Source organism: Pigmentiphaga sp. (assembly GCF_019689535.1).
Lineage (GTDB): Bacteria > Pseudomonadota > Gammaproteobacteria > Burkholderiales > Burkholderiaceae_B > Pigmentiphaga.
In genome coordinates this window covers 1-12,767 of sequence record NZ_JADGHH010000100.1, presented here as the reverse complement: position 1 = coordinate 12,767, position 12,767 = coordinate 1, and the positions used below count along the sequence as shown (strand labels likewise).

Annotated in this window: 8 protein-coding genes and 3 tRNA genes; 10 read left to right on the top strand and 1 reads right to left on the bottom strand. The window is 64.9% G+C overall.

Annotated elements, in window-relative coordinates; translation table 11 throughout:
• Positions 1–79 precede the first annotated feature (79 nt).
• From IRZ12_RS10290 to IRZ12_RS10270, 5 genes are all read left to right on the top strand, one after another.
• Positions 80–988 (top strand): LysR family transcriptional regulator, encoded by a 909-nt coding sequence (locus tag IRZ12_RS10290; RefSeq protein ID WP_296468034.1) that lies wholly within the window; start codon positions 80–82, stop codon positions 986–988.
• Positions 989–1,312: 324 nt separating this feature from the next.
• Complete coding sequence (locus IRZ12_RS10285; RefSeq protein ID WP_296468033.1) at positions 1,313–2,161, top strand: YadA family autotransporter adhesin; 849 nt, start codon at positions 1,313–1,315, stop codon at positions 2,159–2,161.
• A gap of 5 nt (positions 2,162–2,166) precedes the next feature.
• Entirely contained in the window at positions 2,167–2,685 is a 519-nt protein-coding gene (locus IRZ12_RS10280; RefSeq protein ID WP_296468031.1) for an outer membrane protein assembly factor BamE, read from the top strand.
• 227 nt (positions 2,686–2,912) lie between these two features.
• Positions 2,913–3,257: a TIGR01244 family sulfur transferase gene (locus IRZ12_RS10275; protein ID WP_296468029.1), complete on the top strand. Its 345-nt coding sequence runs from the start codon at positions 2,913–2,915 to the stop codon at positions 3,255–3,257.
• Positions 3,258–3,266: 9 nt separating this feature from the next.
• On the top strand, positions 3,267–6,923 hold the full coding sequence (locus IRZ12_RS10270; RefSeq protein WP_296468027.1) for a DUF748 domain-containing protein: 3,657 nt from the start codon (positions 3,267–3,269) through the stop codon (positions 6,921–6,923).
• Positions 6,924–6,960: 37 nt separating this feature from the next.
• On the opposite strand, the gene IRZ12_RS10265 is transcribed toward IRZ12_RS10270, so the two are convergent.
• Entirely contained in the window at positions 6,961–9,720 is a 2,760-nt protein-coding gene (locus IRZ12_RS10265) for a GNAT family N-acetyltransferase (RefSeq protein ID WP_296468024.1), read from the bottom strand.
• Between the two features lie 279 nt (positions 9,721–9,999).
• Here IRZ12_RS10265 and gltX point away from each other — a divergent pair, with 279 nt between their 5' ends.
• The 5 genes from gltX (at position 10,000) to IRZ12_RS10240 (ending at position 12,615) form a co-directional block, all read left to right on the top strand.
• A complete protein-coding gene (gltX, locus tag IRZ12_RS10260; protein ID WP_296468023.1) occupies positions 10,000–11,430 on the top strand; it encodes a glutamate--tRNA ligase in 1,431 nt (476 codons plus the stop codon).
• Positions 11,431–11,464: 34 nt separating this feature from the next.
• A tRNA-Ala gene (locus IRZ12_RS10255) sits at positions 11,465–11,540 on the top strand.
• A gap of 29 nt (positions 11,541–11,569) precedes the next feature.
• Positions 11,570–11,645 (top strand) — tRNA-Glu (locus tag IRZ12_RS10250).
• 40 nt (positions 11,646–11,685) lie between these two features.
• Positions 11,686–11,762: transfer RNA gene (locus IRZ12_RS10245), tRNA-Asp, on the top strand.
• A gap of 220 nt (positions 11,763–11,982) precedes the next feature.
• The gene (locus IRZ12_RS10240; protein WP_296468020.1) at positions 11,983–12,615 is read left to right on the top strand and encodes a phage integrase SAM-like domain-containing protein; all 633 of its coding nucleotides are present in this window, start codon (positions 11,983–11,985) and stop codon (positions 12,613–12,615) included.
• Positions 12,616–12,767: the final 152 nt, after the last annotated feature.

The window sequence follows — 12,767 nt, the reverse complement described above, 5'->3', positions numbered from 1 at the left end:
ATCTAGCAGAGTCGACTAATTGTAAAAATTGAAATGTTCATATAGATTTATATGAATCTTCAAACTATTGGCGTCGGCGATGTCGATTTCTCTGCGCCAGCTGGAAGCTTTCGTCGCGGTGTGCAATGAAGGCAATTTCAGCAAGGCCGCCCAGCGCATCCACATCTCTCAATCTGGATTGAGCATTCTCATCCGGGACTTGGAACAAAGCCTGGGCTGCCGGCTGTTCGACCGCAGCACCCGCCAGGTTTGCCTGACGGACGCCGGCCGCGAGTTCCGGGGCCCCGCGGCGCGCCTGTTGGCCGATCTGGCCACGGCCGTCGGCAATGTGAAGGGCCTGGCTTCACGCCAGCACGGCCACGTTACCGTGGCGGCGCCGCCGCTATTGATGTCGAGGCTGGTGATCGACATCGCCGCGCGTTTCCGGGCGGCGTATCCGCACATCGCACTCACGCTGCGCGACATCCCTTCCGAAGACATCCCAGCCGGCATCGCCTCGGCGGAGATCGACATCGGGATCGGGGCGCTGCCCGAGGAACAAGACGACTATCTGACCGAAACCCTGCTTGAAGGGCCGCTCGTGGCATTGCTGCCCGGCGATCACCCCCTTGCGCGGCGCCGGGCGGTGAAGTGGGCAGACATCGCCGCCGCGCCGCTGGTCACGCTCACGCCCGAAAACGCCTTCCGGCGCGTGCTGGACCGCAGTTTCGCGCGCCTGGGCCTAGTCCCGTCGGTCGCGGTCGAGGTCGTGCAATTGAGCACGGTCATCGGCTTGGTCGAGGCCGGGTTCGGGGTGGCCATCATGCCGCCGTACGGCGCCCTGTTCCCCGGGGATGGGAAGACGGTCGCGAGGCCGTTGCGCGACCCCGTCGTCCGCTCCGAGATCGCCTTGATTCGCGACCGGTTCCGGTCGCCATCCGCAGCTGCGTCGGCTTTCATCGAGGTGGCGCGCGAAGCCGTGGCTGGCATGGGTGCTTCTTCGGCCTGACTTCCAGCGGCCCGCGTCGCGTGTTACGTAACGTCGACGGCACTGGCACGTAACATCCCGTCCCCCAGGCCGGCCAGCGGCCGCGGGAACGCTGCGACTATCGCACCGGAGAAATATTTCCGGCTCGCCGATATCCCTTTGGGTTTCAACGTTTCCCGCATCCTGAGGCTTGGCCGGCCGCTTCGCCCCGTTCTCCGGTGCGCAGGCGGATCACGATGGCATAGGTCTTGCTCGACCATGCGGCAAGCACGTTTTCTTCCCATCGACCGTACCTCGCAAGCGGATAGGGCGGCGATGGCGTATCGGATTGTTTTGGGGAGCTGAGTGAAAAAGATTCTTCGCGCCGACCCGGGCCGGAAGCGCGGGTGCCGGGTCTCGGCCGTGGAAAAAGCGCTCGCGTGGAGCAACCGCCAGGCTGGTGGCGCGAGAGCGGTGCTGGCGCTGCTGGCGGCGGGCGTCTGGACCGCGCCCGCGTGGGCCGATGATCCGCCCGGACCGTTGGGCCTGCTCAATGTCCGCTTGACGGACGGCGCGGCCATACGTGTATTGAACCCGGCTCCGCCGGCGGCCGCCGATGGGGTATCCGTGACGATTTCCGCGTCCCTGTCCGGAACGTCACGCGCTTCTTCGTCTCCCGGTGCGTCCATCGCGGGGGCCGTCGTCAGTGGGGAAGGCGCCCAGGCGAGTGGCGTGAACGCCGTGGCGATCGGAGCGGGCGCCCAGGCCGGCGCCGCGAACAGCGTCGCGCTGGGCGCCGGTTCGACGGCGGACCGGCCGAACACGGTTGCCGTGGGAGCAGCCGGCCAAGAGCGCCAGGTCACCCACGTTGCCGACGGCACGCAGGACACTGATGCAGCCAATGTCCGGCAGCTGCGCAGCGCCACCGGCGAGCTCCAGAACGGCCTGAACGACCTGCGCAACGATTTGCGCACGGTCGAGCGCAATGCCAATGCGGGCACGGCGTCGGCCATGGCCGTGGCCGGCCTGCCCCAGCCCTATGCCCCCGGCCGCAGCATGGCGGCGGCCGCGGCCAGCCACTACCAGGGCCAATCGGCGATCGCGCTGGGCGTGTCCACGATTTCGGAGAACGGCCGTTGGGTGTACAAGTTCGCCGGCAACGTCAACTCGCAAGGCAAGGTGGGCGCGGTCATCGGCGCCGGATTTCAATGGTAGCGGGCATGCAAGACGCATTGGAGAGCAAGATGTCGGGGCGTAGCGCCCGCTTCCGCCCCGCGGTGGGGGGCGAAGACTCGGGCCGTATTTTTCGTGTGCTGCGGTTGGGGAGCGCGCGCGTGGCCGGTTGGTTCGCCTGCGCGCTTGCGTCGATTGCGGTCAGCGGGTGCGCCTTGTCCGGTGGCGGTCGCGTGGATCCATCCGCGGTCTCGTTTCCGTCGCCGGAGTCCGCGTGGATGAAGGACGGCATTTTCGTCAACCTGGACAATCTCCGGCAAATGATTCCCGGCATGACCAAGCCCCAGGTCTACGACCTGCTCGGACCTCCGCATTTCGACGAAGGCGTGTTCGGCGTCCGCGTCTGGAACTATCTCTTCAATTTCCGTACCGGCAACGGCAATGATTTCATCCGGTGCCAATACCAACTGCGGTTCGATGCGACCATGCGGACCGAAGCCGGTTATTGGAATCGCCGCGAGTGCGCTGAAATGGTGTACCCCCGTCCGGTCGCGGCCGCGCCGTGACAGCAGGCGTTGCCACGGAAACAGTCCCTCGTTTAACAGTCCCTCGTTTGTATGAAGGGCGTGGCCGAGTTAGGATTAGTCTCCATCGATTCCCTACGCGCAACCGGGGCGGTTGCCCCTGCCTTCTCGCCGGCGCCAGGGCGCCGCGCATCCTGGTCTTGCCCGGACGCCTGAGCTTCTGTTCGGAAGGGCGCAGCGTGCTAGGGGCGAGTTTCCTGGAGACCCGCATGTCCACATTTACTTCCCTGACCGAAAACTTCGCCGTGGCTCCCCAATTGGCCCCAGATGACATGGCGGCCGTGGCGGCCGCCGGGTTCAAGAGCGTGATCAATAACCGCCCGGACTTCGAGGGCGGCCCGGCCCAGCCTTCGAGCGAGCAAATGAAGGCGGCCGCCGAGGCGGCCGGGCTCAACTACGTTTACCAGCCCGTCAACGGCGCGAATATCCAGCCCGATGACGTCGCGACTTTCGCATCGCTGCTCAAGACGCTGCCTGGCCCGGTGCTGGCGTTCTGCCGGAGCGGGGCGCGCTCCACGAAGTTGTTCATGTTTGCGAGTCAACAAGCCGAATAGGACAGCGACGTGCGTTTGACGTTGGCGCGGGTACGGGAGCAGATCTCCAGGCGTCGCAAACTGCTGTGGCGTTGCATTGCCGTTCTGCTGGTTCTTTGGTTGTCGTATCTGGGGTTGGCCGCCTGGGGCGTTCCCAAGGCGGTGCGCAGCGTCACCCTCGCCCAGGTGCCGGAAGTGCTCGGGCGCGAGGCACGCGTGGGCGAGGTGTCGTTCAATCCGTTCACACTCCGCCTGCGGGTGCACGATTTCGCCATTCTCGATCCGTCCGGCACCAACGCGGATTTTTCCGTCTCGCAGTTGGAAGTCAATGCGTCGATCTCGTCATTGTTCCGGTTGGCGCCGGTGATCGACGCGTTGAGCGTCACGGCGCCGCGCCTGACGCTCGTTCGCGAGCCGGGAGACCGGTTCAACATCAGCGACATTCTCGATCGCCTCGCCGCGCGACCCGCCTCCGAAGGGGGGCCGCCGCCGCGTTTCTCGCTGAACAACCTCACCTTGGAGGAAGGGGAGATCACGGTCGAGGACCAGGTCACTGGCCGGCGGCACACGGTGCGCGACTTGCGGCTCGGCATTCCGTTCCTGTCTACGCTGGCCTACGCCACCCGCATCGACGTGGAGCCCCGGCTTTCCGCGCTGGTCAATGGCAGTCCGTTCAACCTGGAAGGCAGCGCACGGCCCTTTGACACGCCCCGCACGTCATCGCTGCACGTCAAGCTCGACGATTTCGGCCTCGACGCATTGGCCGATGCGATCCCGGGGGCGGTACCGCTGAAATTCCGGCGTGCACGGCTCGACACCGACGCGCAGTTGATTTTCGACGAAGGCACGGGGGGGCCTCCCAAGGTTCGACTGGAGGGCAATGCCACGCTGCGCGAAGTCGACGTGCGCGCGCCAGGGGATGCGCATCTGCTGGGCTTTGATCGATTGGCCGTAGAACGGTTTGCGCTCGAACCGCTCGCGCGCCGTTTCGAGACCGAGCGCGTTGCCCTGTATGGTCCTCGGCTCCATGCCAGCCGTGCGGCCGACGGGCGCATCAACCTGTCCGAGGTGGCCGCGCAGTTCCAAAAGCCTGCCGCCGGCCCATCCCCCGCCGATCCGGCGCCTTCGACGGACGATAAGGACTGGCACGTGGCCGTCGGCGCGCTCGTGGTGGAAGGGGGCGCCCTGGAGTGGCGGGACGAGGGGGCCAAGTTCGATTACCGAGTATCCGACCTAAACGTCGAACTGCGAGACGTGAAGCTGCCCGCTTCCGCCGACCAAGTCTCGCCCGTGTCGCTGTCCGCGCGCCTCGGCGAGCAAGGCAAGCTGCAAGTCGGCGGGCCCCTGCGCTTGCAGCCGCTTGCCGCAGATCTCGATGTGGACCTGGAGGATTTGGCACTGCCGCCGCTTGCGCCCGCGTGGGCGCCGTACCTCGCGCTGCGCGTCGAGGATGGCACGTTGGGGCTCGGGGCGAAGCTGAGCGTCGCGCAGGGCGAATCGCTGTCGGTGCGCTGGCGCGAAGGCCGGCTTGCGTTACGCCGTTTGCGCGCTGCGACCAATGCCGACAAAGCCTCCAGCCTCAAGCTCGAGCAGCTCGAGTTGTCCGGCGTGGCGGGGGATCTTGCCGAGCGGACGGCGAAGATCCAGCGCGTTGCGGTCAACGGCGTGACGCTCGCTGCCAACCGGTCGCGTTCGTCCGATATCGGCTGGGCGTCGGTCCTGCCGGCCAAGGCACCAAGCCGGGGCGGTGCGCCTGCCTCCGCCCCCGCTTCGCCGGAGGCACCATGGCAGTTTGCCGTCGAGGCGTTGTCCTTGCAGAAGGCGGGGTTGCAGTTCACCGACGAAGCAGTTCGGCCCAGGGTGCGCCTGCGGCTGGACGACCTGCGGCTCGATGCGCGCAACCTGAGCTCGAACCTGGGCGCGCCGATCGAGTTCACCTTGAGCTCTTCCATCCAAGGGCGCGGTAGCGCGGCGCTGCAAGGCACGGTCGTGCCGCAGCCGCTTGCCGTGAAGGCGCAAGTGCGGGCGCGTCGCGTGAACCTGACGGCCCTGGCGCCATACTTGTCCGATCGCCTGAACGCTGCCGTGAACAGCATCGTGGTGGGCGCCAACGGCCGCCTGGAATATGCCGCTGCGGCGCAAGGGCGGCCGCAGCGCGCAGCCTGGGTGGGATCGGCGGAGGTGAGCGACCTCGAGATGACCGACAAGCTCAATTCCGCGGACTTCCTGAAGTGGCGGCGACTGGCGTTCAGGCGCATCAATGTGTCGAGCACGGGCGATACGCTCGAGGCGGACTTGGGCGACATAACCCTGGAGGATTTCTTCGCGCGGGTGATCCTGAATGAACAAGGCCGGCTGAACCTGACGCAAATCATGGTCGAGCCGGGCCAGGAGGCCGGCTCGATTACCGACGACACGCCCGCTGCGCAAAGCAAGCCTGCGGAGCCGCCGGGCGAGCAGGCTGACGACGGGGCGGCCGCGCCCGCTTCCAAATTCCCGGAAAAAATCCGGGTGGGCGAGGTGCGCCTGGCGCGCGGCAACATCAATTTCACCGACAACTTCGTCAAGCCGAATTACCGCGCCAACCTGACGGACATCGAGGGCAGCATCTCCGCCGTCTCGTCCACCGATACGCAGCCCGCCGACGTGCAGGTGGCCGCCAAGCTCGACGGCAACGCGACGGTAGACATCACGGGCAAGCTGCATCCCTTCGGGCCGCGTCTCTATACCGACATCCGCGCCAGCGCCAAAGGCGTCGACCTGCCGGACTTGACGCCCTATGCGGCCAAGTATGCCGGCTACGCGATCGAGCGCGGCAAGCTCTCCATGGACGTGCACTACCAGATCGAGGACGGCAAGCTGCAGGCCAGCAACAAGATCTTCCTCGACCAGCTCACGTTCGGCGAGCGCGTGGAGAGTCCGGATGCGCTGAACCTGCCTGTATTGCTGGCAGTCTCGCTGCTCAAGAACAGCCGCGGCGAGATCGACATCGAATTGCCTGTTTCAGGTTCGTTGGACGATCCGCAGTTCTCCATTGGCGGCATCATCTTCCGGGCGCTCATCAATCTCATCGGGCGCGCGGTCACGGCGCCGTTCTCGTTGCTGGCTGCTGCCTTCGGCGGCTCTGGCGAAGAGCTGTCGCACATAGAGTTCGCACCGGGCAGCGCCGTGTTGGACGAGGAAGCACGCAAGCGCATCGACGTACTCGTCAAGGCGCTGAACGACCGGCCCGGGCTGAAGCTGGATGTTTCGGGTCGCGCCGATCCCAAGGTCGATGCCGAGGGGCTGCGCAAGGCGGGCGTGGAAGAACTGATTCGCGCCCAGCAGCGCGCGGCCCTGCGCAGGGGCGGGGAGGCGCCGCCAGACAAGGACCTGCCTCCCCTCGATGCCCAGCAGCGAGCCACGTACCTGGAGCGCGCCTACAAGGCGGCGAAGATCGACAAGCCTCGCAACGCGCTCGGTTTTGCCAAGTCCCTGCCCGGCCCGGAGATGGAGTCCCTGCTGGAAGCCAGCATCACGGTCGGGCCGGAGCAGTTGCGCGAGCTCGCGGCCCGTCGCGCGCAAGCGGTCATGTCGGTGTTGCGCGAAGCCAAGCTCGGTGAGCGTGCTTTCTTGATCGCCCCGCGCGTCGAGTCCAAGGGCGAGGCGACAGGCAAGCCGGTCGGCGTCGAGTTCAGTCTGAAATAGGCTGCCGCGCGGGAAGGTGGCTGCGCGCCTTCCCGCGCTAGCTTCCCGTTTCGAGGTCCATGGGCGCCGGCTCCGGGCGATCCGGATTCAGGCGCAGCCATACCCGGCGCATGGACGGATCTTCCGCGTCCACGTCGACGCGAAAACCCAGCTTGGACATCAGGGCCAGCATGGGTGCATTGTTGCCGAGCACCAGCCCTTCGATGACCTTGAGCCCTTGCTCGCGCGCCGCGTTGACCAGTGAGGTCATCAACTGCATGCCGAGGCCGCGGCGTTGCCAAGCGTCTGCGATGACCAGCGCATACTCGGCGCTGTCGCCGTCTGCGTAGAGCAGGTAGCGCGCGACCCCGATGATGGCTTCGCGCAGTTCGCCCGGGTGTTCCGGGTCGGGTTCCCACACGGTAGCCACGAGCGCGAGTTCGCGGTGGTAGTCGATCTGCGTATAGCGCGCGAGAGTACGCGGCGAGAGCTCCCGCATGAAGGAAATGAAGCGCATGTAGCGCGTGTGTTCGGAAAGGCCGCGCGTGAAATCCTGCAGCGGCACGGCGTCTTCCGGGCGGATGGGGCGGATGGTGTAGGGCGAGCCGTCCCGGAACTGCAAATGGCGAACCAGGCGCATGGGGTAGGGATGGATCGCCATGTGGGCATAGCCCCCTATGCCCGGATCGGCCTCGCCGGCCGGTTCGCGCGTCAGCGTGATCCGGGTGTCCGTGGCCACGACGCGGTCGCCGTCGATCATCACGGGGTCGATGTCCAGGCTCTCGATGTCCGGCAGGGCGCAGACGATCTCGGAAATGCGCACCAGCACGTCCTCCAGCGCATCGAGCGCGCGCGGCGTGAGGTTGGGGCTCAATTCGTAGCGCCATATGGCCGAGCGCTCCATCAGCCGCCGGGCCAGGAAGCCGTTCAGGGGCGGCAGTTCGATGCTGCGGGTTGCCGGGCTCTCGCCGCGGGAGCGTGCCGGGCCGAAGCGGATCACCGGCCCGAAGAGCGCATCCCGGGCCACGCCTATGGATACCTTGATCGACCCGGGAGGCCCCGCCATGGCTTCCACGGTGATGCCTTCGATATGGGCCTGCGGCGCCGCGGCCCGCGCGTTGGCGAGCATGCGGTGATAGGCGGTGACGAGCTCGGTGCTGTTGCGGATGTCCAGGTGCACGCCGCGCACGGCCGACTTGCGGACCACGTCGGGCGAATCGATCTTGATGGCCACGGGAAAGCCGATCTGTTGGGCGGCGATCACCGCCTCGGCCGGCGTGCGCGCGAGTATCACCTGCACTACCGGGATGTGGAAGGCGGCGAGCAGGGCTTTGCTTTCCGACTCGGTCAGCGTCAGCCGACCGGAGGAGCGTGCGCTGTCGATGAGGATGCGCGCGCCGGCGAGGTCGGGGTCTTGGCCGGGCGGTTCCGGCGGCGGCGTTTGCAGCAGCAGTTGCTGGTTGTAGTGGTAGGTGGCGAGATTGCCGAAAGCATCCACGGCGGCCTCGGGTGTGCGGAAGGCCGGAGAGCCGGCATCGTCCAGGATGCGGCGCAACGGACGCATGGCTGCGTCGCCCATGAAGCAGGTAATGACGGGCTTGGGCGCCTGCGGCGCAGTTTGCGCCAGGGCCTGCGCCACCGCTTTCATGTCGGCTTCCGGGTCGGGGGAGAACACGGCGAGCAGGCCGTCCACGCCGGGGTCGGCGACGATGGCTTCGACCGCTTGGGCGCATGCCCGGGGATCGGGAACGGAAAACTCCACGACCGGGTTGTCGGTCCAGGCGGCGGGGCTGAGCGTGGTAGCGAGCTTTTCCCGCGTCGCTTCCGCCAGTTCGGCGCGCATCACGGGACGGTCTGGCCCGAGCAGGTCGAGCGCGAGCTGGGCGGGCCCGCTGCCGTTGGCCAGCACAGCGATGCGCCGGCCGCTGGGGCGCTTGGCGAAACCGAGTGCCTTCACCGCCGAAAACAGCTGCACGAAATAGCGCACTCGCACGGCGCCGGCGCGGCGCAGCGCCGCATCGAACACGGCATCGGGCGATACCGGCGGCGAAGCGGGGGAAGCCATTGCTTCGCCGGGTGAGGTGTCGTGCACCGCCAGCGGGCGGACGCTGGTGCGCGTGCGCCCGCCGTGTCCCGCCTTGAGCACGACCACGGGCTTGACGCTGGCCGCGGCGCGGATGGCGCTCATGAACTCGCGGGCGTTGCGCACGTCTTCCAGGTATAGCGCAATGCTGTCGGTGCGGGAGTCCGCCACCAGGAAATCCAGGACGCGCGGGACGTCGAGCACGGCTTCTGCGCCCAACGACACCACGGTGGAAAAGCCCGTGCGGTTGTCGTCCGCCCAGTCCATGACCACGGCCATGATCGAGCGCGACTGGGTGACGAGTGCGACGCGTCCGGCGCGGCCCAGTTGCGGATGCACGCTCGCGTTGAGCCCCGCATGCGGGCGCTGCAAGCCAAAACTGTGCGGTCCCAGCACGATGCAATCGTGGGCTGCCGCCCAGGCTTTGCAGAAATCATTGTCTTCCAGCGACGGCTCGTGCGTCAGGAGGGCGACGGCCCGAGGGCGTGCAGGGGCCAGTGTCGAGAGCGTGTCGCGCAGCGCCGCGCGCGGCACGGCGACGACCGCGAGGTCCGGCCTGTCTTCCGCTGCGACCAGCGTCCGCGGCAGTGTCCAGCGAAGTTGCGGGTCCAGGCGGATCTCGGCAGTGCGCGCACGCAGGGCAGCCGGCAACGCGGACATCAAGGGCAGCGGGCGGTCGCTGATGGCGATCAGCGACCGCGGGTCGAACAAGGGAGACAAAGCGTGGCGGGACATGGCCCTCCTCACGGGATCAGGCAATGGAGGTCATTCTCGAAGGATAAGCGCTTTCGCCGCAAGTGGCGGCCACGGCAATACAATACGGGCAAAGGCCCATCGCCCTCTCGCGCCTTGCCGGGCATGCGTGGGCTGGCTCGCCCTGGGCCGCGGCATGCCCGGACCTCGTCCGGACGGCGCGGGCATGCGCGCATTGCAACTCTCCTGATGCGGATACGCCGCCTTGCGGCGCGGTCTCGCCGAACACGAATACTGATACCTGGATCCAAGAACTTCCCTATGAGCATCGATTCTTCGTCGCCTTCGGGCCGCAACCCGGCTGTCCGCACGCGTTTCGCGCCGTCGCCCACCGGTTTCCTGCACCTGGGCGGCGCGCGCACGGCGCTGTTCTCGTGGGCGTTTGCACGCCATCACGGCGGCACCTTCGTCCTGCGGATCGAAGACACTGACCTGGAGCGTTCCACTCCCGAGGCCGTGCAGGCCATCCTGGACGGCATGCACTGGCTGCAGCTGGACTATGACGAAGGCCCGTTCTACCAAATGCAGCGCATGGACCGCTATCGCGAAGTCATAGCGAGCATGCTGGAAGCCGGCACGGCTTATTACTGCTATTGCTCGCCGGAAGAGCTCGAGGCCATGCGCGAACGCGCCCGAGCCGAAGGGCGCAAGCCGCGCTACGACGGAACTTGGCGGCCCGAGCAGGGCAAGACGCTGCCCCCGGTGCCGCCCGGCCGCAAGCCGGTAGTGCGCTTCCGCAACCCGCTGGACGGCGAGGTCACTTGGAATGATCTCGTCAAAGGGCCCATCACGATCTCCAACGCCGAGCTCGACGACTTGATCATCGCCCGGCCGGACGGCACCCCCACCTATAACTTCTGCGTGGTGGTCGACGATTGGGACATGGGCATTACGCACGTCATCCGTGGCGACGACCACGTCAACAACACGCCCCGCCAGATCAACATCCTCAAGGCGCTCGGTGCCACGCTGCCGCAGTACGGGCACGTTCCCATGATCCTGGGCCCCGACGGCGAGAAGCTGTCGAAGCGGCATGGCGCCGTCAGCGTCATGCAGTACGACGAGCAAGGGTACCTGCCCGAAGCCATGATCAATTACCTCGCACGCCTGGGATGGAGCCATGGCGATGACGAAATTTTCTCGCGCGAGCAATTGATCGAGTGGTTCGATACCCGCAATCTGTCTAAGTCGGCTGCGCAATGGGATCCCAAGAAGCTGAACTGGGTCAACGCGCACTACATCAAGCACAGCAGCGATGCCGATTTGGCCGAGCGCGTCGCGCCGCGCATCCTGAAGCGTGGTGGAAAATTGGAGGGCGTCGACCTGCCGGCCATCATGGGCCTGCTCAAGGAGCGTGCCGAAACGCTCGAGCAGCTGGCGGCCGATGCGATGCTGTTCTGCGGTGAGTTCGACCCGTCGGCCACGCCGCCGGAACTGGTGGCCCAGCACCTGACCGACTCCGCGCGCGCCATGCTGCGCGACTTTGCGCAAGAGGCGGAGAAGATCGAGTGGACGCGAGAGCAAATTTCTTCGCTCATGAAGCACACTTTGGCCAAATATAGTGTTAAGATGCCGGCCCTCGGGATTCCGTTGCGGGTAGCCGTAACGGGGCGGGCTCAAACCCCAGCCATCGATGCAGTGTTGACGCTGCTAGGTCGCGAAAAAGTTTTGGCCCGCTTGCACAAGATCTGAAATTCGTGCATAATCTCGATTCTTCGCAGTGCACGGGGGTATAGCTCAGCTGGGAGAGCGCTTGCATGGCATGCAAGAGGTCAGCGGTTCGATCCCGCTTACCTCCACCAGTCGAAGAAAGCAGTACTTGTAGTTCCGGGTCCCCTTCGTCTAGAGGCCTAGGACATCACCCTTTCACGGTGAGTACAGGGGTTCGAATCCCCTAGGGGACGCCACCCAGCGCAAGCTGGAAGAAGCAGTAAACCATACCGCTGCGGAGCGGTAGTTCAGTTGGTTAGAATACCGGCCTGTCACGCCGGGGGTCGCGGGTTCGAGCCCCGTCCGCTCCGCCAAAATTCAAAAAGCCTTGTAAGTCAAATACTTACAAGGCTTTTGTCTTTCTGGGCTGGTAGCAAATTTGGTAGCAATATGCTGAATTTGCCCGTCTATCGTAGGGGTCACACCTACTACCTGCATACTCGTATTGCAGGGCGTCAGTTCAAAAGGTCGCTACGCACAAGCGACACACTCACGGCTATGATTAGGGCAACCAAGTTGCTGGAGGCTGTGGCCGTGTCTTTCGACCTGTCAAAAATTAGAAAATACGAACTTGACCTTTCTAACGGCATTGTCCGTGCCGACGGTCCTGAAGACCACGGCAGGCTTATGGACGCCTTGGATATGCTTCTAAAAGTGAAACAGGCCACAAGGTCTGCCCCACCTGCTCCTGCCCCCCAGCCCCCACAGGGGGAGCCTGTAGAGAGTTTGGGCATACGCCCTGCTACGCAACATGGGTTGACCCTGCTGGAACTTCTCGACAAGTACCTGCTGTTGAAACAGGTCAAGCCTGCTACCGTCACGGCTTTGCGAAACACCTGCAAGGAGTTCACAACCTTTTTTCAAAGCAAGTGCTATATAGCCGATATTCTGGTTAGCGACATTACCCGTTATCAGGAATTTATGGCTGGCAAGGGCAATGTACCCCGAACCATTGACGGAAAAGTTGGCTATATCAAAACCCTGCTTAATTTCGCTATCAAGCAAGGTTATCTGACAGGAAAGAACCCGGCTGAAAATATGTCACTGCTGACGAAACAGCAGAAACTTACCGGTGGCTATGCCATATTTGAACTGGACGAAATCAAAGCGATTTTTGACAGTGAATATTTTCGCAAGCAGAAAGAAAGCGACCCTGATTATTATTAGGTCCTGTTGCTGGGTCTGGCAACGGGGTGCCGTGTCAATGAAATAACCTCCCTGCCCCCGCTGTCAGAATAGTTGGAACCTCTACAGATGTTAGAGTTTGAATCTCCAACCTGGGGCAGAGAGAAGGTTCCCATGAAGTATTCCCCCGAGCG